This window comes from Bradyrhizobium sp. i1.15.2, from assembly GCF_040548425.1.
Lineage (GTDB): Bacteria > Pseudomonadota > Alphaproteobacteria > Rhizobiales > Xanthobacteraceae > Bradyrhizobium > Bradyrhizobium canariense.
This window is the reverse complement of the sequence record NZ_JBEPRQ010000043.1, coordinates 18,461-40,645: the sequence shown is the minus strand read 5'-3', so window position 1 is coordinate 40,645 and position 22,185 is coordinate 18,461. Positions and strand designations below refer to the sequence as shown.

The window sequence follows — 22,185 nt, the reverse complement described above, 5'->3', positions numbered from 1 at the left end:
ATGGACGGCCTCCCGAATCGACCAGACCAGCCCATTTTGATGTGTCAGCTATGTCTCCGAACACCTGTCAGTGATCTGTCCGGTCTAAACACTTCCGGCGGGTGAGAAGACAGCTATTTTGATCTCGCTCCAATGCGAGCAACGCAAGGATCAGCGCGCGGGCACCGCCCGCGTCGTTGGTGGCGCGGTCCCCATCAGCGTCCCGTCCCGATCAGCTTTTCGGTGGCGTTACACGATCGGGCGGCCCGTGCGCAAGTGGCGCGCCGACAGACCATCGTTGCAGATGGCGAACGGTCAGATCACGGCGTGGAACATCATATACAGCAGGCCGGCGATCAGCATGGCCGCGGGCAATGTCAGAACCCATGCCAACACGATGTTCCTGATCGTGCCCGTCTGCAGCCCCGAGCCGTTGGCCGCCATGGTGCCGGCGACGCCGCTGGACAAGATATGCGTGGTCGACACCGGCATGCCGTAAAACTCAGCGCCGAGGATGGTGCCGGCGGCCACCAGCTCGGCCGAAGCACCTTGCGCGTAGGTCAGGTGCTGCTTGCCGATGCGCTCACCGACCGTCACGACGATCCGCCGCCAGCCGACCATGGTGCCGAGGCCAAGCGCGATCGCGACCGAGACCTTGACCCAGGTGGGAATGAAGCGCGTGCCGTCTTCCAGGCTGGTGCGATAGTTCTTCAGGATCGCGGCATCGCCCGGCTCGAGCTTGGCGCCCGCCTCGGGCAGCAGACGGATGGCGTCGGCCGCCAGGTACATGTCTTTGCGCATATTGGCCGTCGCCGCCGCCGGAACCCGGCTGATCGATCCGTAGCTCTTCACGCCATTGGCGACCTCGTCGGACAGGCTTGCGAGCGCTGCGAACACGTCCGGCCGGTTCAGGTTCCGGGTCTTGAGCGCGGTCCCGATCAGGCCGCGTGCATCGTTCGGACTGACCTGCTGAGCGCCTTGTGCATGCGCCGCGAACACCCACTTCGCCTTGCTGGTGATGTCGAAGAACGCCGGCGTGCTCGAATCCGGCATGGTCCGGTTCAGAGCGTAGGCGGTCGGCGCCACGCCGATCAGGATCAGCATGATGAGGCCCATGCCCTTCTGCCCGTCATTGCCGCCATGCGCAAAGGACACGCCGGTGCAGGTCAGGATCAGGATGCCGCGGATCCACCACGGCGTCTTGCCCTTCGGCTCCTGGTACAGCTTCGGCACGGGAACGACAGCCTTCAGCAACAGCAGCAGCAAGGCCGACAACGCGAAGCCGACCACCGGACTGAACAGCAGCGCCTTGCCCACGCTCATGGCCTGGGTCCAGTCGACCCCCGACGTGGCCTGCCCGGCGGGGGCGAGAAGCTCGTTGGTAAGCCCGACGCCCATGATCGATCCGATCAGACAGTGCGACGAGCTGTTCGGGATGCCCATCGACCAGGTCGCGAGATTCCAGATGATTGCCGCGATCAGCAGGGCGAAGATCATGGCGTAGCCGGCGGCGCTGCCGACCTGGAGGATCAGGTCGACCGGCAACAGCGTGATCACGCTGTAGGCCACCGCGCCGGTGGAAACGAGCACGCCGAGAAAGTTGAACACGCCCGACCAGATCACCGCGGTCAGCGGCGGCAGGCTGTGGGTGTAGATGACGGTCGCGACTGCATTGGCGGTGTCATGGAAGCCGTTCACGAATTCGAAGCCGAGTGCGATCATGAGGGCGACGCCCAGCAGCAGCAGCGCACTGATCGCGAGTGGCTCGCCGACGCTTTGCGTATCGGTGAAGATGCCGTAGGCGGCATAGCCGATGCCGCTGACGAGGAAGAGCAGGAAGACCGCCACCATGCTGACATGGGGTTTCTTGTGGAGGTCGGGTTTGGCGGCGGCTTGCGCGGCCGGACGTGCATCGTTGAGTGCGAGATCGGACATGGGGATTGCTCGGCGGTCAGTCTGTCAGCGATGATCCCGGCGGATCAGGAAATCCATGGGAGCCTCAGCTCAGCCGCTGGGCACGGCGCGCAGCCGGCGCAACCGGTGCAGCTCCTTTGCCGCGTCCTTCATCAGGCCATCGGCGGCCTCGCGTTCCTGGCCGACGATGACCCCCGATGTGAAAGCCTGGGCGCGGCGGTGTGCAGGCGGCGCCGCCAGCGCAGCCTCGGTCGCCAGTTTGCGGTGTGTCATGAAGTCGTTCAGCGATCCCAGGGCCGATTGAATCTGCTTCAGCCGGCCGGAAAGAGCTGCAAGCTCCCTCTGGCCGCGATCGCCGTAAAGGCTGCTGAAGAAGTCGGTTGCATAGCGAATCTTCTTGATCTTGATCCGCAGCTTGTGGCGTTGCACCGGATCGAGATTATTCAGTCGCTTGCCTTGCTTTCGCGCCTTCCTGATGCGCCGATCCAGCACCTCCGCGGCGTAGGCGGCGATCGAGCGGTCGTCATCGACGCGAGGCCGTCCGGCTTCGATCCACTCGATCGTATCGATCAGCAGGCGGCGGTAACGCGCCGCCGCGACCGCGTCGCGGGCGCGCTTGAAAGCCGCCATCCTTTGCCTTGAGAACCTCTCGCGGATCGCCCGTGCGCCGCGTGCCGGGACGCCGTGCCTGGTGATCGGCTGTATGCTCTCCTTCAGAAACACGTCGATTTCACGCGCAGGCGCCAGTTCGTCGGTGAGCCATTTCAGTTCGGCCTTGATCCGCGCCGTGCTTGCTCGCGGCAGGATGTCGCCGAACAGCGAAATCGCCGCGCGCAGGCGCCGCAGCCCGACGCGCATCTGATGAACGCCCTCGGCATCGAGGTCACGCACCGGATCGGCGTTCGCCGTGATGTGACGCAGCGTCGAATGCGCGATCACGCGGAATGCCTCGTGCGGCGATTGCTCGGGAATGAGCTCGATCGCCTCGGCATGTTGCGCGCCGCCGCCGCTGTTCGCGACGAGCTGGTAACCGCGCTCGGCCTTGGAGCGCAGATCAAGCTCGGCCCCCGTTCGGCGTTCGAGATGGCGCGCGAGGCGGAACAGGTCCGCGACATGTCCGGATTTGAGTTCCAGCTCCAGTTCGGCAACGGGCCGTGACCGCCGCCCGGCGCTGATGCGGCCCCGGTCGACGGCGAGTTCGATCTGGCTCTTTCGTACGCGGCGGGCCTGCGCCATCCGACGGATGTCGGTCTGGAATACCGGCTTCAGCTTGCGGGGAAGTTTCCCCGTAGCAAGGCGCCGGAGCGGTGTATGGCTGGTCTTGGCAAGATCGGGATTTGTGCCGGAGACCTCGTGCTCCCATTCTCCGCGCCTTATGCCGCCCGCGCTGCCTGCTTTGACGGTTTGCACGTAGCGGTCCTCGATCTTGCGAACGCGTAGCGTTAGGCCGTGGCGCCTCAGCTTGTGCCTGTTCGTATCGTAGTAGGTCGACACCAGCGTCTGCTCGGATTTGTCGCGGCGCTGGCCCGCAGCGCCGCTCCGCAAAATCGACGACAGTTTGTGCGGTGAAATCCGGAATTTCAGTTCCGTTTCTGCATTCATGGCTGGATCTTTCCGTTGCCCATTCAAAGTGGCGCACCCGCGGGAAGTTCCGATGCTGCGAGCACTTCAAAGCGGCTGGCGATTAGGGGCGCCGCAAGTCATGGAAGCTTCACGGAACCCGGCGCCAGCGTGCTCGATTGAGGAGCAGCACCACGATTGAAGGAGGCAGCCTTGAGGCGAACGAACGCAATTGCGATCCTGATCATCGTGCTCATCCTCGCTGGCGGTGCTGCTGCGCTTTATCGTCTGGATACCGGCGAAGGAACCCGTACCAGTCGCGCGGATTCGGCAAGGACGGCGTCGGATTGAGCCGGGCGGATCCTGCCGAGAGCCAGGCTTGCTGCAGCGATTGACCGGAGAGCAAATACGTCGATGTCCAGAACCGCGATCACCGTTCGAGACCTCACGGCCGGGGTGCTTGCCATTGTCCATGCGCATCCAGACTGCGAGCTCGTGAAGGAGATCGCGATCACGCCGGTTGAGATCACCGGCGTGGGAAGGACTTGGCACGCGAATCTCGTCGACAGCGGCGGCGCCGATGTGCAGCGCGCGGCCAGCGTCTTGAGGCAGGCGAGAGACGATCTCGAGCCGATGTTTGAATTGGTTGACGAACCGCCACCGAAGGACGAGCCATGAAAAAGCCCGCGATCCATCCAGATGACTTCCCGGTTGAGACCAGCAAGACGACCGTCAAGACCAACAAGGGCGAACCGCTTGCGGACGCCGAAAGCGAGCCGGTGGCGGAGGAGGTCGCCGACCGTCTCAACGAGCATGCCTACCGCGAGGAGCACGATCGATGGTCGCCGTGACCTCCGGATATCCACGGTCGCGATCGACGCTACGCGCAACAGCCGTTCGCTGTCATTCCGCCGACGGACTGGCGCGGCTTAGTTCGCGAAGCAGTTCGCCTGCCTGATCCAGCAGCGTCCGAACGTTGTTCCGCTCCGCGACCGCTTCCCCCGTGAACATCCCATGCTTCCGCGCATTGCGGTTGCCGGGCGGCGCGCCTGTCCTTGCGGCGCCGCCATGCATGCGACATCGACTCTTGCCGCGCACCGCCGGCGCGCAACAGGGGGTACCACTACGAGCCCTTGCGCCGCAGCGGCGGCTCGCTTGCATCGGGCTGGTGTTGCGAACGTGATCGCTGCTCATGCGATGGCGCCGTCCTCTACGTCAACGTTCGGCTCCGCGACGATCATGCTGGCGTGTTGCGTGACGTTGCCTACGATCGCCCTGCCGCCGTCCTGCACCGACAAATTCCGGACCGTGATCGCGCGATCGCCGTTATTGCGGTGGCGGCTCAGTGCCTCGATCTGGCTTGCGAAGGTGCGGGCCAGCCGGGTCAGCGCGCGTGTGAGGCTCTCCTGCTGCGGGATGTCATCGGTGAGGGCGAGGCGGCAGGCGGAGCGCATCGCTGCGGCGTGAACGGACACCATCTGCACCGCGAGCATGGCCTCGATCGAGTCCTTCGGCGCGATATTCTTCACCAGTGAGATCAGGAAGGCGAGGTTGGCTTCATCGGGCTTGCGCCCGATCACGCTGGCCTTCACCAACTGGCTTAGCAGACCATGCAGCGCGTCGCGGTCGGCGGCGCCGAGCGCCTCGGCCAGCAGCCGTTCGCCGGCTTGCGGGTCGGCATGAAGGATCGCAATCCCCCGCTTGTAGAGCTTGATCCGCGGGCTCGCGGCGGGGCCGCTGCGATCGTTTGCCGCAACCGGCAGCGTGCTGTGGCGTTTCGCAGATGTCGTCATGTGCTGTGTCCTTTGCCCGAGCGGGCTCATTGCGCGCGACATCGATCGCTCGCTGCGCGCCTGTGGGATTTTCGGGATGTTGATGAAGGGCTTACGCACAATTGCCGCGAGGCGCCCCGTAGTCGGGCGGCGTGGACGCAGGCGAATGTTGCGATGATGGCATTCTGCCGGTGTTTTGCCCGACGAGTCAAACGAAGATTGCGAAGCGCGCAATCCTCGTTCGTGCAAATCCTTCTCCGTGCAAGTCCTTGTTCTTGCAGGTGCCGGCTACTGTGCATGGGGTTGTTTTCGCGTTTTTTGTTTTGAAGCTGCTCCGACCTGCCGCGCGACGGAATGCCGGCCTGCAAACGCGATTGCGAAATCCGGCACGGCCGCTCATCATGATTCGCGAATCCGCCGCATCATGCAAAGCGGCTGCGATTTGTCTGGGGAGAGAACGAATGCAACGAACGCTTCGCCTGCTGGCGATCGTCGCCGGATTGTGCGTGACGACGGAGGCCCTCGCGCAAAAATATCCGGTGCGGCCGGTCAAGATCATGGTCGGCTTCAGCGCGGGCGGCCCGGTCGACGTCGTCGCGCGCATCGTCGCCGATCGGCTGAGTAACAAGCTCGGACAAGCCTTCGTGGTCGAGAACCGCGCCGGCGCCAACGGCATGATCGCGGCCGAAGGCGTCGCGCATGCGGAAGGCGACGGCTACACGATGCTGGCCTGCAACTCATCCACGATCACGCTCAACAAGACGCTGTTCAGGGATATCCGCTACGACCCGGAAAAGGATTTTGCGCCGCTCACCACCGTCGTGTCGGCGCCGCTCGTGCTCGTGGTCAACCCGGAGAATCCCAAGACGGCCAACATCAACACCGTCGCTGATCTCGTCGCCGCGGCAAAGGCTGCGCCCGGCGCGCTTGCCTACGGCTCGGGCGGCAACGGCAACCTCGCCCATCTCGCCATGGAGCTGCTCAGCCAGAAAGCCGGCGTCAGGATGATCCACGTGCCTTATCGCGGTGGTGCGGCGTCCGAGGTCGGCATCCTCGCGCAGGAGGTCCTGGCGGTGTTCGATCCCTTGTCCGCCGTGCCGCTGGTGAAGGCCGGTAAGCTGCGCGCGCTCGCGGTGTCCTCAGCCGAGCGGCTGCCGGCGCTGCCTGATGTGCCGACCGTCGCGGAAGCCGGCTATCCCGGCTTCGACATCTCGTTCTGGGTCGGCTTCTTCATGCCGAAGGCAACGCCCGCGCCGACGCTCGAGATGCTGCACCGGGAGATCGCCGCCGCCGCCAACGATCCCGTGTTACGTGAGCGGCTGGAGACGCAGGGCGTCGTCAGCGTGCTCAGTCCGGCCGAGTACACCGCCAAGATCGCGAAGGAGACCAAGGAGCTTGCCGAAGTCGTGGCGGCGGCAAACATCAAGGCGGAGTAGGGCGTCTGCTTGGCGTGATGCCGACCACCTCAGCCAGCCGCTCGAGCAGCGGGCGCTGTCCTGTGTTGATCTTCCCGTGCGCTGCTGCGAGCGTGAACCATTCGGCACGATCGACCTCCGGGAAGGTCTGACGTTTGCCGCTGCGCGGCGGCCATTCCATCTCGAAACTGTTGCTGCGAATGCTGCGCAAATCGATGTCGAACTCGGCTGCGAACGCGGTGACGATCTTGCCGCCGCGCTGCTTGACCTGACCAAGCGAAGTCAGCGGCGTGGACAGCTCAAGTCCAAGCTCCTCGGCAAACTCCCGTCGCGCGGCGATATCTGCGTCTTCTCCGTCCGCATACTCGCCCTTCGGGATCGACCAGGCACCGAGGTCCTTGTTGCGCCAGAATGGTCCTCCGGGATGAACGAGCAGGACCTCGAGCTCCCCGCGTTCCCGATAGGCAATGATCCCGGCACTTTTCGATGGCATCGCAGGTTCCGTGCAGGCGGCGCATTCGCTCGGGAAAAAGTGGAACAGACGATTTTAGCGCAGGTTAATAGCCAACGCTTTGACCGAACAAGGGAGTGAACCATGATCCGCCTGTTGGCAACGACGGCCTTAGGGCTGGTGCTGGCGAACGCCGCCTTTGCGCAATCGCCAAGCACGAACACCAAATCCGAGCAGACGCCGCAATCCCAGTCGAATTCCGCAGCTCCGTCCAACACGTCGCCCTCTGGCGCGGCACAAACGCAACAGACCACGTCGCAGCCGCAGCAATCATCAACGCCGGCAGCGTCGACGCAGAATACCCAGGCGACCACACCGTCTTCCGGGTCTGCCAATTCCCCGTCCGGGACCAACGCTACCAATAGCGCGGACACGTCCTCCCGGCCGCCCAGCGGTACGGCAAATTCGAACGCGGCCGGCAACCAGCCCGCCTCGCAGCAGAGCGCCAATCCGTCGGCGGCGAACGCGAACCAGACGCAGGATCGCTCCAACCCTCCGTCGAACAATACCAATCAGGCCCAGCAGGCGCCCGGTGCATCTGGAACCAACCAGGCCCAGCAATCGCCAAACGCGCCGAGCAGCAATCAGGCGCAGGGCGAGCGGACCGGCGCCAATTCACAGACCGCCGCCCGCACTAACGTCAACCTCGACAAGCAGCAGGAGACCAAGATCAGCGCGTCCATCTCCCATCTCAACGTGCGGCCGCTGACCAGCGTCAATTTCTCGCTCAACGTCGGCACGGTGGTGCCGCGCGATGTCCAGCTGTCGACGCTGCCGCCCGACGTGGTCGAGATCGTGCCGCAATATCGCGGCTACAGCTTTGCGCTGGTGAAGGATGAGATCGTGGTGGTCGATCCGGCGACATACAAGATCGTGACGGTGCTGCCTTACTCGGGACAATCCACCGCGACAACGACGACCACGCGCGAGCGCAGCGCCAGCAAGTTTTCGGATCGCGATCGCGAAGTGATCCGCAAGCATGCGAAGACCCGCACCGAGGGACGGAGCGAACGACAGACCACCGGCAGCACTGCGCGGTCCGAAATCCATGTTGGTGACCGCGTTCCCGAGAGTGTCGAGGTCGAGGAATTCCCGAGCAGCGTCTACCGGGACGCGCCCGACCTGCGCGAGTACCGCTACATCCACCGCGATACGCGGACCTATGTCGTCGAGCCCAGCGAACGCCGCATCATCGAGGAGATCGACTAGTTCGCGGACCACCGGAAGCCGCTCCATCGAGCAGCTTCCGGATTTCGCATCAGCCCGAAGATCGTTCGCGCGCCGCAAAACGGATGGCGCGGGCCTTCGCGCTCTTTCCCGCCGCGCGCGCGGCGATCATGTTGCGTGCCTTACCGTGGGTGCTCTTCCGGATCAGGGACGCGAGCCGCTTGCGTGCGCGGCTGGCCGTCAATCGCGCCGCCAGTTGCTCCGCCTTGCGAATGATGGTCGTGACCGAGGGCGTCAGGTTCACCGGAACCCAGGCGACGTCTTTCGTCTTGGACAGGCTGCCGATGCCCTCGCAGGGAGCTTCGCGCGGCAGGTCGATCCGGATCGCGAGGGCTTCCGCGCGCTCGGTCCAGTCCTCGGCCCTGGTGCCGGTGATGATGCGGACATAGTCGCGTGTCTCACGCGGCAGCTCGCTCTCTTTGGCAAGCCATTTCTGGATCCGGCCGGGGCCTGCGTTGTAGGCGGCTGCGGCAAGTCCGAGATTGCCGAAATCGTCGCGTAGCTTGCGCAGGAATTTGGCCGACGCCGGCAGCGCCTTCATCGCATCGAACGGATCATCCAGCCCGACCTCCGCTGCCGTTTGCGGCATGAACTGTGCGACGCCTTGCGCGCCGGCCTGGCTGACCTCGTTCGACTTGAAGCGGCTCTCCTGCCAGATCAAACGTGCGAAGAACGGCACCGGAATGCCGCTGGCTTCGGCCGCTCCGCGAAGCGCGTGGCAGAAGCGCTCCGTCGGCGAAACCGGCGCCTGCGCGACGGGTTCGACCGTATCCGGCGGCTCGGGCATCTCCTCATAGGCCGCACGCGCATTGGCGAGCTCAAGCGCCTGCACGCTTGCGAGGAACAGTTCGACCACCGGAACAAGTGGCGAGGCCTGAGTGTTTTGAAGAACGGTGTGATCGAAGGCTGACGTTTGGCGGGACACCGACGGATCGAAGTCGCACATCAGAATCATGAACGCGGCGCAAGCCGCGACGACAAATCGCATTTGCTGGAGCAACCTCGAACTGTGGGTGAACGGCCAGCGGTGCGCCGGCGATAAGGAGTTCTTAACCGTGCGATTGCGGCAAAGCTGCGGTCTCACCGGTTCCGCCGGTGTTACTACGGTGTTCCCGCCGGGAAACTCTTGTCTCCGCGAATTTGCGGGCATGGCGAATTGGGACGAGCGAGATGATGCGATGGATGCTTGGCGCGGTGATTTCGCTGTCGGTGATCTCTGCGGCGCTTGCAGGCAATCTTGATCCAGCAGCGGTGAACGACGCTGCGCGTCCCGCAAAGCAAATTGCTGCCGATAAGCTCAACGCATCGATCGTGAAGCTTGAGATTTTGCTCGACCGTGCGCGGTTCTCGCCGGGGGAGATCGACGGCAAGCTCGGGGAGAACGCGCAGAAGGCGCTGAAGGCATTCGCCGAGCAGAACGGCGTTGCATCCGACAAAACGATCGCACCGGAGCTTTGGGATAAGTTGAACGCCGCGAGCGAAGGCCCGATCCTGATCGAATACAAGATCACGGATGCGGATGTGAAGGGGCCGTTTCTGAAGGAGCTGCCCGGCAAGCTTGATGACATGAAGCCGCTGAAGGCGCTGAGCTACACCAGTCCGCTCGAAGGGCTTGCCGAGAAATTCCACATGAGCGCCGATCTGCTCAGGGCGCTCAACCCGGACAAGGCCTTCGACAAGGCCGGAGAGACCATCGTCGTTGCAAACGTTCCGGCGCGGCGAGAGCTGCCGCACATCGCGCGGCTCGACATCGACAAGAAGAACGGCACGCTGAAAGCATTCGACGAGGGCGGCACCCTCATCGCATTCTATCCCGCGTCAATCGGAAGTCCGGATCGTCCGACGCCGAGCGGTACGCTCAAGGTCACCAGCGCCCACGAGAATCCGGTCTATCACTACAACCCCGACTACAAGTTCAGAAGCGTCAAATCGAAAAAGCCGTTCGATGTTCAGCCGGGCCCGAACAATCCGGTAGGAGCATACTGGATCGGCTTGTCCGCGCAGGGTTACGGCATCCACGGAACGGCGGAGCCCGACAGGGTCAGCAAGTCGGCGTCGCATGGCTGCGTCAGGTTGACCAATTGGGACGTGCGCGCGCTGGGCGAGCACGTCAAGCGCGGCACACCGGTGGTCTTCCTGGATGCGCCGACGGACTCCTCGTCCGAGCAGCGGCGGAAGTCCGTCGGCAGGCGCGCCTCGAACTAGTCTTTGGGAAAGTCCTTGCGCATCGCGATCTCGGCGGCATCGCCGGGCGATAGCACGGTCTGGTCGAACGCTGCTTGCGGCCTCGTCATGATGTCGTAAAGCGAGATGCCTTTGATCGGCTTGCCCATGAGCTCGCGGACGCAGTCGGCGAGCGTGCCGTCGTAGACGAGATAGGGCGGACCTCGATCCTTCTGCCTCTCGCCTTTCAGCGACGGCCACTTCTTCAGTTCGGCCGGCGCGTCATAGGCGATCGGCGATTTCTCTTTGAACATGCGCTTGGCCCCTGAAGGCGCGGGTAGCCCAGGAGCCTAGGACGGCCCGGTAAAACGCTTGTTAAAGAATTAGTTCAAATCAGCCGGCAACAAAGGCGAGCAGAGTGCCGTTCGCCTTGGCCGGCGGCACGCAGATCGCAGACCCGCTGCGCACCGCTGCCGAACCAAGCGCCTTCTCGGTGGCCGCGAGATCGCCGCTCACGAGCACCAGGGCAGCGCCTCCGCGTTCGGAAAGACCCGCGAGCGGCACGCCGGGATAGCGTTTGCCGAGCTGCTCCAGCGTCAAGTAAACGAAATCGGCCCGATCGCCACCGGAGGCCACGGTCACAGCGTCGTCGGTTTCATTCTTCGGCTCGCGGTCGATCAGCCGTCCCAGATGCGCGGCCTCCTTCGCGGGTTCGGGCGTCGCGATCAATGTCTGCTTGATCCGCTTGGCCGCATTGGCGTGCTTCATCAGCTCGGGAATCCACACCGTCTCCCGCGTCTTGTGCTGGCAAGCGAAAATGCGCACGCCGCCGGGCGCTTCCGCGGTCGGCCACATGAAGGTGCGGAATTTCGCCGCCGAGATCGTGCCATCGGGCAGCGTCACGGGCCTTTCGAAATCGGTCGGGCCGATCGGCTCCAGGCCGCGTGCGCGGATTTCCTCTGCGCCGGCAGCGGAATCGACCGCAGTGAAGGCGATGCGCTCGATGCCTTCGCCGCGCTGGTCCAGGAAAGCACGCGCGGGTGCATTGTGCTCGGTCGCGGCGAGCACGCCGAGCAGCTCCATATAATCCGGGTCGAACATGATGGTGTAGTTGCCGGTGCCCATATGTGCGCTGTGAGTGCCGCGCGGCGAGAGGGTGAAGCCGAGCTGCCGGTAATTCTCGGCGGCTTTGTCGAGGTCCTGAACCATGACCACGGCGTGGTCGATGCCGATGACGTTCTTGAGAGCCACTGTTCTTTCCCCGAATGCAAACTGACTGGACCGCCGTTGGCAGCCACAAATCCTGTCTACGCTGGATAGGCGGTCAAGTCATTTTCAAATCGGCGGGACATGCGGAAATTTCATTCCGCGAAAGGCGATATCGACGCGCGACGGCGTCAGCGCGCCTGCTCGATATAGGCGGCGAGAATGGCGCGCTCCTCGCTGGTCATTTCGGTGATGTTGCCCGGCGGCATCGCATTGGACCAGGCGGCGACGCGGCCGATCAGGCGGATGTTGCGATGGATATGCTCGGGCGCGTCGAGCAATATGCCCTTGGGGGGGCTCACGATGCCGGCCCAGACCGGCTCGGCGGCGTGGCACATGCTGCACCGTGACGTCACGATCTCCTCGACATTGGCCACCGTGACCGGCGCCGACAGCGCGCTTGTCTTGACCTCGCGCGGGCCGGCCGCGGAGAGGAAGAGGATCGCGATCACGCCCGCCGCTGCGATGCCCCACACCCACCACGGCGATTTGCGCCCGGCATGCCCCTCGTTGAAGAAGTGCCGGATCACGGGGCCGAGCGCCAGGATGATGGCGACGATGATCCAGTTGAAGCGCGTGGCATAGAGCAGGGGATAGTGGTTGCTGATCATCAGCACGACGACAGGCAGCGTTAGATAGTTGTTGTGAACCGAGCGCTCCTTGCTTGACTTGCCGAGCTTCGGATCGGGCGCCTGTCCCGCGAGCAGGGCGGCTACGATCTTCTTCTGGTTCGGGATGATCAGCGTGAAGACGTTGGCGACCATGATGGTGCCGATGATCGCCCCGATCTGGTTGAATGCGCCGCGCCCGCTCAGCACGTGGGTGAAAGCATAGGTCAATGCGACCAGGAACAGATAGCCGCCGATGGCGAAGGGCAGTTCGCGTTGCGCGAGCCCGGTGCGGCAGGCGCCTTCATAGAGCAGCCATGCCAGCGCGAGGCTGCAGAGGCTAAACAGGCCGGCCTGGAATGGCGTGAGGTTGAGGATCGACTTGTCGACCAGGAACAAATCGGCCTCGAGATAATACACCACCACCATCAGCGCGAAGCCGGACAGCCAGGTGGTGTAGGCCTCCCATTTGAACCAGGTCAGCTCGTCCGGCATCTGGGCAGGCGCGACCAGATATTTCATGATCCGGTAGAAGCCGCCGCCATGGACTTGCCAGGCCTCGCCTTGCACGCCGTCGGGGAGATCGCGCCGGGGCCTAAGGCTGAGGTCGAGGGCGATGAAATAGAAGGAACTGCCGATCCAGGCGATCGCGGCGACCACGTGCAGCCAGCGGAGCAGCAGGCTCGCCCATTCCGATATGATGGATCCCCACATGATCACCCCAACAGATGCGACCCCAATGCCGCAGCCTTGATGACCGCAACCGGCGGCCCGCCCTTACAATGTGTCGCACCGATCAGCCGCATTTTCCAGTACGATGGGCTGCGGCTGATGCACATCGTGCGGGCATGAGCTGACGTGGGATTCGGCAGGCATTTGTCCTGTCGCAGAACGTTTGCGCGTCGTTGATGCGCCAGACGTGACGGCCGGGAGGAAACGACGTGAGGAACAGGATTTCGTTCGTAGCGATGTCCGCCGGGTGGCTGGTCGCGGTCGTGACCTGCGCACAGGCTGAGCCGGTGCTGCAGGGCAAGGACGCCTACGGCGATTGGCAGGCCGACAAGCCCGGCACGGTCAGGTTGATCCGGCCGCAGGATCTGGTCAGGCCCGGCGCCACGCGGTCGGTTGCGAGGTCGTCGCGCGTGGTGCCGCGCCCACCGGAGGGTGCGCTTCAGGTGCCAACCGGCTTCAAGATCGAGCTGTTCGCCGAGGGCCTGCGGGCTCCGCGCATCGTGCGCGTGGCGCCGAACGGCGATATCTTCGTCGCCGAGACGCGCGCGGGCAACATCCGCGTGATGCGCGCCGGCGAAAACGGCAAGGCCGCGACCAATGAGGTGTTCGCTGCCGGACTGCGGCAGCCCTTCGGCATCGCCTTCTTTCCGAACGGCGATAATCCGCAATGGGTCTATGTCGCCAACACCGACAGCGTGGTCCGCTTTCCGTACCAGGCCGGCGATCTCAAGGCGCGCGGCAAGGCGGAGACGATCGTGGCGGGCCTGCCGCATGACGGCGGTCATTCCACCCGCGACATCGTCTTCACACCTGACAACAAGCGCATGCTGGTGTCGGTCGGCTCGCTCAGCAACGTCGCCGAGGGCATGGGTACGCCGCCGGGCGGATTGGATGTGTGGTCGAAAACCCATCCGCTTGGTGCGGCGTGGGCGAGCGAGACCGAGCGCGCCGCCGTGCTGGCCTTCAATCCTGATGGCAAGGAGCGGAAGATCTACGCCACTGGTATCCGCAACTGCGTCGGACTCGCGGTCCAGCCACAGACCGGGCTGCCGTGGTGCTCGACCAACGAACGCGACGGGCTCGGCGACGATCTCGTGCCTGACTATGTGACCAGCGTGAAGGAAGGCGCGTTCTACGGCTGGCCGTGGTTCTATATCGGCGGCAACGAAGACCCGCGCCATGCCGGCGCGCGGCCGGACCTCAAGGACAAGGTGACGATACCCGATGTGCTGGTGCAACCGCACTCGGCCTCGCTCGGCATGACCTTTTATCAGGGCACGCAGTTTCCATCCGAATACCAGGGCGATGCTTTCGCGGCGGAGCACGGCTCCTGGAACCGGTCGAAGCGCACCGGCTACAAGGTGATCCGCATCCGGATGAAGGACGGCAAGCCGACCGGCGAGTACGAGGATTTCGTCACGGGATTCGTGGTGAGCGACACCGAGGTGTGGGGGCGGCCGGTCGGTGTTGCTGTGGCGAAGGATGGATCGCTGCTGGTGTCGGAGGATGGCAACGGGACAATCTGGCGGGTGACAAGCGTGCGCTGAGCCGCGGTGGAGGTGTACCCTCGCCCCTTGCGGGAAGAGGGTGGCTCGCCGCATAGCGGCGAGACGAGTGAGGGGTTCTATCCGCGAACTCCTTGTGCATGTGCGGAGAGAACCCCTCATCCGGCGCTTCGCGCCACCTTCTCCCGCAAGGGGAGAAGGAAGAGGCACTGCGCTTGCGGCGCCTACCCCCGTCTCACACTCGCCCCGCCATCCACCGGCAATGTCACGCCCGTGATGAAATTGGCCTCGTCCGAGGCCAGGAACAGCGCGGCATTCGCGACGTCCCACCCCGTGCCCATCTTCCTGCGCAGCGGCACCTTGCTGTCGCGCTCGGCTTCGACTTCGGCGCGGGTCTTGTGCCATTCGCGGGCGCGGGTGTCGACGGCCATCGGCGTGTTCATCAGGCCCGGCAGGATGACGTTGGCGCGGATGCCGTGTTCCGCGTTCTGGTAGGCGAGCTGTTCGGTGAAGGCGATCATCGCCGACTTCGTCGCCTTGTAGGCGACATAGGGATAGGTGGTGATCGCCGCCATCGAGGAGATGTTGATAATCGCGCCGCTTCCTTGCGCGCGCATGATCGGGATCACCTCTTTCGCCGCCCAAATGCAGCTCTTCAGATTGATCGCGACGATACGGTCGAAGGCTTCCTCGGTGATCTGAAGCAACTCGGCGTCGCCGCCGGACAGGCTGACGCCGACGTTGTTGTGCAGCACGTCGATCCGGCCCCAGCGCGCCTGCGCGTCCGCGACCATCGCCTCGATGTCGGCGATCTTGGTCACGTCGGCCTTGAACGCCGCGGCGGTGCCATGCTTCGCGGCGATCATGGCGGCGGTTTCCTGTGCCGATTCCAGATGATGATCGACGCACAGCACCTTGGCGCCCTCGCGCGCGAAGGTCAGTGCGGTGGCGCGGCCGTTGCCCATGCCTTCGCCGGGCCTCTGGCCGGCGCCGACGATAATCGCAACCTTGTCCTTCACGCGCATGTCAGTTCACTCCCGGGATCGGGTACTGCTGGAGTACCTCTTTGTAATATGGCTCGTTGTCGATCTTCATGGTGGCGAGCACGCGCACCACGCCGCAATAGAAGGCGATGGTCAGCACGAGGTCGACCATGTGCTCGTCCGAGAGATGCTGCCTGATCTCGGTAAAGGTTGCGTCCGACATCGCGAGCTCGCGTACCATCTCGCGGGCACCTTTCAGGATCGCCTTCGCCTGTGGCTCGAGCGTCGAGGGTTTGCCGTCGGTCTCAGCCATCAGGCCGGCGATGTCATCGTCGGTGACGCCGAACTCCTTGCCGATCTTCACGTGGTGAGTGAACTCGTATTCCGATTTCTCCATCCAGCCGACCTGGAGGATCGCAAGCTCCCGCAGGCGCGGGTCGAGCTTGCTCTTGAAGCGAATGTATCCGCCGATGCCGTTGAAGGCGCGCGCCATCTCCGGCGAGTTGACCAACAGCTTGTGCAAATTGGTGTTGCGCTTGAGCATGTCGCGATATTCGGGCGCGACCTGGTCGGCCTCGAGATAGGGCAGGCGGGCCATCCCTGTGTTTCCTTCCTTGCTAGTGTTCTTGTGACTCGCGTTCGGGCGCTTGCAGCGTCACCCCGCCGTCCACCAGCAGCACCTGTCCGGTGATATAGCGCGCAAAATTGCTGAGCAGGAATTTGACGGCGTGGCCGACGTCCCAGCCGGTGCCTTCCGTTTTCAGCAAAGACGCCTTGGCCCGCTGAGCGCGCGCCTGTTCGCTCATGCCGCGGCCATAGACCATCGGCGTGTACATCGGCCCGGGGCAGATGCAGTTGACGCGGATGTTGTCGCGGCCGTGATCGACCGCCATCGCGCGGGTGAGGCCGATGATGGCGGCCTTCGATGTCGTGTAGCTCGTGAGCCCGCGCGGCCGCAGCGCCGAGATCGACGAGATGTTGACGATCGCGCCGCCCCGCGCGGTCTTGATCATCGCAGGGATCGCGTGTTTGGAGAGCAGGAACATGCTCTCGACATTGACCTGCATGACGCGGCGATACTGCTCGGGCGCTTCGTCCACCACGCTGCCGCGGCTGCCGATGCCCACATTGTTGTCGAGGAAATCGAGCCGGCCCCAATGGTCAAGCGTGGCTTCGACCAGCGTCCTGCAATCGCTCTCGCTGGTGACGTCACCGCCATGCGCCGCGGCCGTGCCGCCTTCGGCTGCGATCATCTCGACGGTTCGTTCAGCGAGCTTGAGCTCGCGATCGGCCACCAGAACTTTGGCGCCGGCGCGGGCCAGCAGAATTGCGGCCGCGCGGCCGTTGCCAATGCCGTCGCCCGCAGCGCCGCCGCCGGTGACCAGCGCCACCTTGCCGGCGAGACCGGGATCGTCCTCGAGCCCCTGCATGTCGTTCATCCCGAATATTTTCGTGCACTCTAGCAATCGCCCCGAGCGGAGAGAAGGGCCGGGCTCCAGCTTTCATGTCATTGACATCGCATGGAATTGCATGCCGCCGCGCGAGAAGGGCGAACGATCGACCTGCCCCGTTAGGAACCGACCTCACACGATCGCGTTTGCTGCCGGAGCCGTTCCCACGTTAGGCTCTGCCCCGGGGCTTCCCAACCGCCAGTGGCTTGCCGATGAATCTGCTCGATCCACAAGGGCCTGTGGCTGCGGCCAACAGCACCATCCTGGTCGATTCCGTCTTCATCATGCTCGCGATCGTGGTGCCGACCATTTTCGCGATCCTGGCTTTTGCATTCTGGTTTCGCGCCTCGAATCCGAAAGCAAAATTTCAGCCGGACTTCGTCTATTCCGGGCGGGTGGAAATGGTGGTGTGGGCGATCCCCGCGCTCACCGTGATCCTGCTCGGCGGCGTCGCCTGGATCGGCTCGCATCAGCTCGATCCCGCAGCACCCGTGCCTGGCACCGGCAGCCCGGTCCGCATTCAGGCCGTCTCGCTCGACTGGAAATGGTTGTTCATCTATCCGGACCAGCGCATCGCCACCGTCAACACCCTGACGGTGCCGGCGGGCGCCGAACTGAATTTCCAGCTGACGTCGTCAAGCGTGATGAACACGTTCTTCATCCCGCAGCTCGGCAGCATGATCTACACCATGAACGGAATGGTGACGAAGCTGAACCTGCGCGCCGACAACGAGGGCAAGCTGCAGGGCCTGTCGGCGCATTTCTCCGGCGACGGGTTTCCGGACATGATGTTCGACGTCAACGTGATCTCGCCGCTCGCCTTTCCGGATTGGGTGGCGACCACGGCGAAAAGCGATGCTGTCCTCAATGAGGACAGCTACAAGAAGCTGATGCAGCAGGGCGTCGAAAAGGGAAGGCCGACCTACAGGCTCGACGATCCCCGGCTGTTCGACCTGATCGCGACCCAGCACATTCCGCCGGGACCGGGCCCGGAGCTCGCATCTGAAGCAGGCCGTGCGCAAAGTGGAGGCCATGATGCTCGGTAAACTCGACTGGTCGGCGATCCCGTTCGACCAGCCTATACCGCTGATCGCGGGCGCCGTGGTGTTGGTCGGGATTCTCGCCGTGCTGGCCTGGGTCGTGGTGAAGGGACATCTGCCCTATCTCTGGCACGAGTGGATCACCAGCGTCGATCACAAGCGGATCGGCGTGATGTATATCCTGCTGGCCTCGGTGATGCTGCTGCGCGGCGGCAGTGACGCCATCATGATGCGGATCCAGCAGGCTGTCGCCTACCAGTCGCAGGGCTATCTGCCACCGGAGCACTACAACCAGATATTCTCCGCGCACGGCACCATCATGATCTTCTTCGTGGCGATGCCGTTCGTCATCGGGCTGATGAATCTCATCGTGCCGCTCCAGCTTGGCGTGCGGGATGTCGCTTTCCCGACGCTCAATTCGGTCGGCTTCTGGCTGACAGCGACCGGTGCGCTGCTGGTCAATCTCTCGCTCGTGATTGGCGAGTTCGCCCGCACCGGCTGGCTCGCGTTTCCACCGCTGTCGGAACTGTCCTACTCGCCGGGCGTCGGTGTCGACTATTACGCGTGGTCGCTGCAGATATCCGGCGTCGGCACGCTGGTGGCCGGTATCAATCTCGTGACGACGGTGCTGAAGCTGCGCACCAAAGGCATGAACTATCTGCGCATGCCGATGTTTTGCTGGACCACATTGGCCTCGAATCTTCTCATCGTCGCGGCCTTCCCGATTTTGACCGCCACCCTCGCGATGCTGCTGCTCGACCGCTATCTCGGCTTCCACTTCTTCACCAACGAGGCCGGCGGCAATGTCATGATGTTCATGAACCTGATCTGGGCCTGGGGACATCCCGAGGTCTATATCCTGGTGTTGCCGGCCTTCGGCATCTTCTCCGAGGTGGTTTCGACCTTCTCCGGCAAGGCGCTGTTCGGCTATCGTTCGATGGTGCTGGCGACCATGGCGATCTGCGTCATCTCCTTCATGGTCTGGCTGCATCACTTCTTCACGATGGGCGCGGGCCCCGACGTCAACGCCATCTTCGGCATCGCCAGCATGATCATCGCGATACCGACCGGGGTGAAGATCTACAACTGGCTGTTCACGATGTATGGCGGCCGCATCCGCTTTGAGACGCCGATGCTGTGGTCGATAGGCTTCATGGTCACCTTCATTATCGGCGGATTGACGGGCGTGCTGGTCGCGGTGCCGCCGGCCGATTTCATCCTCCACAACAGCATGTTCCTGGTCGCGCACTTCCACAACGTCATCATCGGCGGCGTGCTGTTCGGCGCTTTCGCCGGCTTCGAATACTGGTTTCCGAAGGCGTTCGGCTTTCGCCTCAACGACCGCTGGGGCAAGCTCGCGTTCTGGTTCACTTTCCTCGGCTTCTATGTCACCTTCATCCCGCTCTACGTCGCCGGCATGCTGGGCATGACGCGGCGCATGCAGCACTATGACGTCGCGGCGTGGCGGCCCTGGATGCTGGTTGCAGCCGTTGGCATGGCCGTGCTGACGATCGGCGTGATCTGCCAGATCATGCAGCTCGTGGTCAGCATCCGCAACCGCGAGGCCCTGCGCGACCACACTGGCGATCCCTGGGACGGCCGCTCGCTGGAATGGGCGACGTCGTCGCCGCCGCCGGTCTTCAACTTCGCTTTCAATCCCGATGTGCGCGGCGAGGATGCCTATTGGGATCTGAAGGCCCATGCCAAGCAGCAATCGCTCCAGCATGATGCGCCCGAGTATCATGACATCGAGATGCCCAGGAACTCGCCGACCGGGTTCGTCTGCGCGTTCTTCGCCACGGTCATGGGCTTTGCGCTGATCTGGCACATCTGGTGGATGGTGATTTTGGGCGGTATCGGAGCGTTCGCGACCTTCGTCGTGTTCGCCTGGCGCGACCATGACGAATACGTCATTCCGGCCGAGGAAGTCGCAGCGATAGACCGCGTCAATCTCGAGGAGCGGCGCAGTCTTGTCAGCATGGCGGGGACAGTCTGATGTCAATGACCGCGACCGCCGGCCGTGCGCACGCCGATCCCCACCACATCGGGCTCGTCATCGAGCATCCCGGCCCGGCGCCGAAGCGCATCGTGACCGCCTATGGCTTCTGGGTCTTCCTGCTCTCCGACATCGTGATGTTCTCCTGCTTTTTCGCGGCCTATGCGGTGCTGGCCGACCAGACCGCCGGCGGCCCGAAGGGTTCGGAGATATTCGAGCAGCGAAACGTCGCGATCGAGACGGTCTGCCTGCTGCTGTCGAGCTTCACCTGTGGCATGGCAAGTATCGCGGCCGATGTGCGCAACCGGCTCTGGTTCTATCTCGGGATGGCCGTGACGTGTTTGCTCGGCCTCATCTTTCTGGTCATCGAGTTTCGCGAGTTCGCCGATCTCGTCGCGCGAGGCTATGGCCCATCGCGCAGCGCGTTCCTGACTGCGTTTTTCTCCCTGGTCGGCTGCCACGGCCTCCACGTCTCGGCCGGCATATCGTGGCTCCTCACCATGATGGCCCAGGTCTTCGCAAAGGGTTTTCGTGCCGACGTGCTGCGCCGGATGATGTGCTTTGCGTTGTTCTGGCATGCACTCGACATTGTCTGGGTCGGGGTCTTCTCCGTCGTCTATTTGCTTGGGAGTGGCGTATGAGCGATCAGGCACATATGCGGACCGAACACGACCTCGCGCCGGGCGAGGAAGAGCAACACAGTGTCGGCACCAGGATTCTCGGCTATGTGGTCGGTCTCGTGCTTGCGCTGCTGCTGACGGCGACCTCGTTCTTCATCGCCGGCACGGATCTGGTCTGGCAGCCTTCCATTCCCGTCGCGCTGATCGTGCTGGCGATCGCGCAAATGGGCGTGCACCTTGTGTTCTTCCTGCACATCACCACCGGCCCCGATAACACCAACAACGTGCTGGCGCTCGCCTTCGGGCTGCTGGTCGTGTTCCTGGTGGTCGGTGGCACCGTCTGGATCATGGCGCATCTGAATGCGAACATGCCAGCCATGGATCAGATCATGCCAATGCGCCGCTAGCGCATTATGCAAAAAAGAAGAGCCGCTTGTTGTGACAAGCGGCCCAAGTCTAGGGAGGAAACGCCCGAGCAAAGCAATCGGGCCAGAGCCGGATTGCCGCCAAGGAAACGCTCGCGCAAAGCGCTCGCGTACGCTTACAAATGCAGAAACTCTCGATGGAGTTCAATTCCGGATGAATACTGTCTCCGGCTTGCGCTCACGGCTGCGTGATGAGCTTCGTCATTTCGGCCGTCGGCAATTGTAGGCCTTGCGGAAGCCCGCAGCCTGGGCGTCGTCTTCCGAGCAGAACCAGCGATCCGGCTTGGTGGTCGCGGGGTAGCTCGGGCAGCCCCGTAAATGGTAGATGCCGATATTGCCGGTCACGCGCGCGCGCACCGCAAGCTTGCCCTTGATGCCACAGCTCGGCGGCATCGTCAGATCCTCGGGAAATAACGCCGCGCGAATCTCCTTGTCGCGGTCCGCGCGGCAGGCGGCGCCCAGCAGCGCGCCATCCTTCTTGCCGGTGCGGAATTCTTGCGGTGCGACAAAACAGCCCTTCCAAATTCCGGCCGAGGTCGATTTTGCGTCGGCCGCGGCCGACTTGACGTTCGCCTTGACCGGCTCGCGGGCAATGGCATAGCCGAGCTTGACCAGCTGCTCGTTCAAGCTGGTCTTGTCGCCTTCGGCCGTGCAGATCGCGCGGTGCCGCTTGCCGAAACTCTTTTCCGGTCCGACATCGTCGCAACGCACCGATCGCTTGCCAATCAGCTTGGCGAGCTGATCTCGGGCCTCGATGCCGCAGGTCCAGGGATCGGCGTGATCGTCGATGCAGACCTGGTCCAGCTCGGGCGCGTCGACGCCGTCGAGACGATAGGTGACGTCGCCGAGCTGGATGGCGTTGCCGTCGCGGACCGTCGCTGCGGCGGTCAGCGCGGAGGCGGGGCCGGTGGTGCCCAGAAATCCGGACAGGGCGAGAAAGGAAACGAACGCAAAAGCGCGGGCGCTGGCAAAGGAGTTTCGGAAGGACATAAGGTCTCGCTATCGATGGCTCGTGCGC

Annotated in this window: 23 protein-coding genes; 10 read left to right on the top strand and 13 right to left on the bottom strand. The window is 63.7% G+C overall.

The features are described 5' to 3' along the window. Nucleotides 1-294: 294 nt before the first annotated feature. A complete protein-coding gene (locus tag ABIB80_RS37255) occupies nt 295-1,914 on the bottom strand; it encodes an inorganic phosphate transporter (RefSeq protein ID WP_354129429.1) in 1,620 nt (539 codons plus the stop codon). 69 nt (nt 1,915-1,983) lie between these two features. Then, nucleotides 1,984-3,495, bottom strand: coding sequence for a CYTH and CHAD domain-containing protein (locus tag ABIB80_RS37250; protein ID WP_354129428.1), 1,512 nt, complete (start codon nt 3,493-3,495; stop codon nt 1,984-1,986). A 372-nt stretch (nt 3,496-3,867) separates the two neighbouring features. On the opposite strand from ABIB80_RS37250, the gene ABIB80_RS37245 reads away from it, so the two are divergent. Both ABIB80_RS37245 and ABIB80_RS37240 read left to right on the top strand, forming a co-directional pair. Further along, on the top strand, nt 3,868-4,131 hold the full coding sequence (locus ABIB80_RS37245) for a hypothetical protein (RefSeq protein ID WP_219685128.1): 264 nt from the start codon (nt 3,868-3,870) through the stop codon (nt 4,129-4,131). Beyond that, nucleotides 4,128-4,304: a hypothetical protein gene (locus ABIB80_RS37240; RefSeq protein WP_354129427.1), complete on the top strand. Its 177-nt coding sequence runs from the start codon at nt 4,128-4,130 to the stop codon at nt 4,302-4,304. Before ABIB80_RS37245 ends, ABIB80_RS37240 begins: the two co-directional genes overlap by 4 nt. A 52-nt stretch (nt 4,305-4,356) precedes the next feature. Here the strand turns inward: ABIB80_RS37240 and ABIB80_RS37235 are convergent, their stop codons facing one another. Next, entirely contained in the window at nt 4,357-4,614 is a 258-nt protein-coding gene (locus tag ABIB80_RS37235) for an HGGxSTG domain-containing protein (RefSeq protein WP_007594111.1), read from the bottom strand. A gap of 29 nt (nt 4,615-4,643) precedes the next feature. Then, nucleotides 4,644-5,246 (bottom strand): hypothetical protein, encoded by a 603-nt coding sequence (locus ABIB80_RS37230; protein ID WP_354129426.1) that lies wholly within the window; start codon nt 5,244-5,246, stop codon nt 4,644-4,646. Nucleotides 5,247-5,686: 440 nt separating this feature from the next. On the opposite strand from ABIB80_RS37230, the gene ABIB80_RS37225 reads away from it, so the two are divergent. Next, nucleotides 5,687-6,661 carry a Bug family tripartite tricarboxylate transporter substrate binding protein gene (locus ABIB80_RS37225; RefSeq protein WP_354129425.1) on the top strand — a complete coding sequence of 325 codons (975 nt, stop codon included), beginning with the start codon at nt 5,687-5,689 and terminating at the stop codon, nt 6,659-6,661. On the opposite strand, the gene ABIB80_RS37220 is transcribed toward ABIB80_RS37225, so the two are convergent. After that, entirely contained in the window at nt 6,648-7,133 is a 486-nt protein-coding gene (locus ABIB80_RS37220; RefSeq protein ID WP_354129424.1) for an NUDIX hydrolase, read from the bottom strand. The genes ABIB80_RS37225 and ABIB80_RS37220 overlap by 14 nt on opposite strands. 102 nt (nt 7,134-7,235) lie before the next feature. Between ABIB80_RS37220 and ABIB80_RS37215 the strand changes: the two genes are divergently transcribed. Then, on the top strand, nt 7,236-8,360 hold the full coding sequence (locus ABIB80_RS37215) for a DUF1236 domain-containing protein (RefSeq protein WP_354129423.1): 1,125 nt from the start codon (nt 7,236-7,238) through the stop codon (nt 8,358-8,360). 49 nt (nt 8,361-8,409) lie between these two features. Here the strand turns inward: ABIB80_RS37215 and ABIB80_RS37210 are convergent, their stop codons facing one another. Then, the gene (locus ABIB80_RS37210) at nt 8,410-9,366 is read right to left on the bottom strand and encodes a lytic transglycosylase domain-containing protein (protein ID WP_354129422.1); all 957 of its coding nucleotides are present in this window, start codon (nt 9,364-9,366) and stop codon (nt 8,410-8,412) included. A 182-nt stretch (nt 9,367-9,548) separates the two neighbouring features. On the opposite strand from ABIB80_RS37210, the gene ABIB80_RS37205 reads away from it, so the two are divergent. After that, nucleotides 9,549-10,583: a L,D-transpeptidase family protein gene (locus ABIB80_RS37205; protein WP_354129421.1), complete on the top strand. Its 1,035-nt coding sequence runs from the start codon at nt 9,549-9,551 to the stop codon at nt 10,581-10,583. Here ABIB80_RS37205 and ABIB80_RS37200 read toward each other — a convergent pair. The 3 genes from ABIB80_RS37200 to ABIB80_RS37190 form a co-directional block, all read right to left on the bottom strand. Beyond that, nucleotides 10,580-10,855: a hypothetical protein gene (locus tag ABIB80_RS37200; RefSeq protein ID WP_007594098.1), complete on the bottom strand. Its 276-nt coding sequence runs from the start codon at nt 10,853-10,855 to the stop codon at nt 10,580-10,582. The genes ABIB80_RS37205 and ABIB80_RS37200 overlap by 4 nt on opposite strands. Nucleotides 10,856-10,934: 79 nt before the next feature. Further along, nucleotides 10,935-11,792, bottom strand: a complete 858-nt coding sequence (locus tag ABIB80_RS37195) for a VOC family protein (RefSeq protein WP_354129420.1) — start codon at nt 11,790-11,792, stop codon at nt 10,935-10,937. Nucleotides 11,793-11,938: 146 nt separating this feature from the next. Next, nucleotides 11,939-13,129, bottom strand: coding sequence for a urate hydroxylase PuuD (locus ABIB80_RS37190; protein ID WP_354129419.1), 1,191 nt, complete (start codon nt 13,127-13,129; stop codon nt 11,939-11,941). Nucleotides 13,130-13,356: 227 nt separating this feature from the next. On the opposite strand from ABIB80_RS37190, the gene ABIB80_RS37185 reads away from it, so the two are divergent. Beyond that, nucleotides 13,357-14,694, top strand: a complete 1,338-nt coding sequence (locus ABIB80_RS37185) for a PQQ-dependent sugar dehydrogenase (RefSeq protein WP_354129418.1) — start codon at nt 13,357-13,359, stop codon at nt 14,692-14,694. A gap of 182 nt (nt 14,695-14,876) precedes the next feature. On the opposite strand, the gene ABIB80_RS37180 is transcribed toward ABIB80_RS37185, so the two are convergent. From ABIB80_RS37180 to ABIB80_RS37170, 3 genes are read right to left on the bottom strand one after another with little or no spacing between them, the layout of a single operon-like run. Beyond that, a complete protein-coding gene (locus ABIB80_RS37180) occupies nt 14,877-15,677 on the bottom strand; it encodes an SDR family NAD(P)-dependent oxidoreductase (protein ID WP_354129417.1) in 801 nt (266 codons plus the stop codon). Nucleotide 15,678: 1 nt separating this feature from the next. Next, the gene (locus ABIB80_RS37175) at nt 15,679-16,233 is read right to left on the bottom strand and encodes a carboxymuconolactone decarboxylase family protein (RefSeq protein ID WP_007594091.1); all 555 of its coding nucleotides are present in this window, start codon (nt 16,231-16,233) and stop codon (nt 15,679-15,681) included. Nucleotides 16,234-16,252: 19 nt separating this feature from the next. Beyond that, nucleotides 16,253-17,074 (bottom strand): SDR family NAD(P)-dependent oxidoreductase, encoded by an 822-nt coding sequence (locus tag ABIB80_RS37170; RefSeq protein ID WP_246649457.1) that lies wholly within the window; start codon nt 17,072-17,074, stop codon nt 16,253-16,255. Nucleotides 17,075-17,298: 224 nt separating this feature from the next. Between ABIB80_RS37170 and ABIB80_RS37165 the strand changes: the two genes are divergently transcribed. The 4 genes from ABIB80_RS37165 to cyoD are packed head-to-tail and all read left to right on the top strand — an operon-like array spanning nt 17,299 to nt 21,149. Next, nucleotides 17,299-18,132 carry a cytochrome ubiquinol oxidase subunit II family protein gene (locus ABIB80_RS37165; protein WP_354129416.1) on the top strand — a complete coding sequence of 278 codons (834 nt, stop codon included), beginning with the start codon at nt 17,299-17,301 and terminating at the stop codon, nt 18,130-18,132. Further along, nucleotides 18,122-20,122 (top strand): cytochrome o ubiquinol oxidase subunit I, encoded by a 2,001-nt coding sequence (gene cyoB / locus ABIB80_RS37160; protein WP_007594088.1) that lies wholly within the window; start codon nt 18,122-18,124, stop codon nt 20,120-20,122. Before ABIB80_RS37165 ends, cyoB begins: the two co-directional genes overlap by 11 nt. Further along, nucleotides 20,122-20,763, top strand: coding sequence for a cytochrome (ubi)quinol oxidase subunit III (locus ABIB80_RS37155; RefSeq protein ID WP_354129415.1), 642 nt, complete (start codon nt 20,122-20,124; stop codon nt 20,761-20,763). The genes cyoB and ABIB80_RS37155 overlap by 1 nt, the downstream gene beginning before the upstream one ends. Next, nucleotides 20,760-21,149: a cytochrome o ubiquinol oxidase subunit IV gene (gene cyoD, locus ABIB80_RS37150; protein WP_007594086.1), complete on the top strand. Its 390-nt coding sequence runs from the start codon at nt 20,760-20,762 to the stop codon at nt 21,147-21,149. The genes ABIB80_RS37155 and cyoD overlap by 4 nt, the downstream gene beginning before the upstream one ends. Nucleotides 21,150-21,368: 219 nt before the next feature. On the opposite strand, the gene ABIB80_RS37145 is transcribed toward cyoD, so the two are convergent. Then, entirely contained in the window at nt 21,369-22,157 is a 789-nt protein-coding gene (locus tag ABIB80_RS37145; RefSeq protein WP_007594078.1) for a thermonuclease family protein, read from the bottom strand. Nucleotides 22,158-22,185: the final 28 nt, after the last annotated feature.

What these genes read in the sequence shown, in the direction of transcription:
- ABIB80_RS37255 (WP_354129429.1), bottom strand. Translation starts at nt 1,914, where the DNA reads ATGTCCGATCTCGCACTCAACGATGCACGTCCGGCCGCGCAAGCCGCC.
- ABIB80_RS37250 (WP_354129428.1), bottom strand. Translation starts at nt 3,495, where the DNA reads ATGAATGCAGAAACGGAACTGAAATTCCGGATTTCACCGCACAAACTG.
- ABIB80_RS37245 (WP_219685128.1), top strand. Translation starts at nt 3,868, where the DNA reads ATGTCCAGAACCGCGATCACCGTTCGAGACCTCACGGCCGGGGTGCTT.
- ABIB80_RS37240 (WP_354129427.1), top strand. Translation starts at nt 4,128, where the DNA reads ATGAAAAAGCCCGCGATCCATCCAGATGACTTCCCGGTTGAGACCAGC.
- ABIB80_RS37235 (WP_007594111.1), bottom strand. Translation starts at nt 4,614, where the DNA reads ATGCAAGCGAGCCGCCGCTGCGGCGCAAGGGCTCGTAGTGGTACCCCC.
- ABIB80_RS37230 (WP_354129426.1), bottom strand. Translation starts at nt 5,246, where the DNA reads ATGACGACATCTGCGAAACGCCACAGCACGCTGCCGGTTGCGGCAAAC.
- ABIB80_RS37225 (WP_354129425.1), top strand. Translation starts at nt 5,687, where the DNA reads ATGCAACGAACGCTTCGCCTGCTGGCGATCGTCGCCGGATTGTGCGTG.
- ABIB80_RS37220 (WP_354129424.1), bottom strand. Translation starts at nt 7,133, where the DNA reads ATGCCATCGAAAAGTGCCGGGATCATTGCCTATCGGGAACGCGGGGAG.
- ABIB80_RS37215 (WP_354129423.1), top strand. Translation starts at nt 7,236, where the DNA reads ATGATCCGCCTGTTGGCAACGACGGCCTTAGGGCTGGTGCTGGCGAAC.
- ABIB80_RS37210 (WP_354129422.1), bottom strand. Translation starts at nt 9,366, where the DNA reads ATGCGATTTGTCGTCGCGGCTTGCGCCGCGTTCATGATTCTGATGTGC.
- ABIB80_RS37205 (WP_354129421.1), top strand. Translation starts at nt 9,549, where the DNA reads ATGATGCGATGGATGCTTGGCGCGGTGATTTCGCTGTCGGTGATCTCT.
- ABIB80_RS37200 (WP_007594098.1), bottom strand. Translation starts at nt 10,855, where the DNA reads ATGTTCAAAGAGAAATCGCCGATCGCCTATGACGCGCCGGCCGAACTG.
- ABIB80_RS37190 (WP_354129419.1), bottom strand. Translation starts at nt 13,129, where the DNA reads ATGTGGGGATCCATCATATCGGAATGGGCGAGCCTGCTGCTCCGCTGG.
- ABIB80_RS37180 (WP_354129417.1), bottom strand. Translation starts at nt 15,677, where the DNA reads ATGCGCGTGAAGGACAAGGTTGCGATTATCGTCGGCGCCGGCCAGAGG.
- ABIB80_RS37175 (WP_007594091.1), bottom strand. Translation starts at nt 16,233, where the DNA reads ATGGCCCGCCTGCCCTATCTCGAGGCCGACCAGGTCGCGCCCGAATAT.
- ABIB80_RS37170 (WP_246649457.1), bottom strand. Translation starts at nt 17,074, where the DNA reads ATGAACGACATGCAGGGGCTCGAGGACGATCCCGGTCTCGCCGGCAAG.
- ABIB80_RS37165 (WP_354129416.1), top strand. Translation starts at nt 17,299, where the DNA reads ATGAATCTGCTCGATCCACAAGGGCCTGTGGCTGCGGCCAACAGCACC.
- cyoB (WP_007594088.1), top strand. Translation starts at nt 18,122, where the DNA reads ATGCTCGGTAAACTCGACTGGTCGGCGATCCCGTTCGACCAGCCTATA.
- ABIB80_RS37155 (WP_354129415.1), top strand. Translation starts at nt 20,122, where the DNA reads ATGTCAATGACCGCGACCGCCGGCCGTGCGCACGCCGATCCCCACCAC.
- cyoD (WP_007594086.1), top strand. Translation starts at nt 20,760, where the DNA reads ATGAGCGATCAGGCACATATGCGGACCGAACACGACCTCGCGCCGGGC.
- ABIB80_RS37145 (WP_007594078.1), bottom strand. Translation starts at nt 22,157, where the DNA reads ATGTCCTTCCGAAACTCCTTTGCCAGCGCCCGCGCTTTTGCGTTCGTT.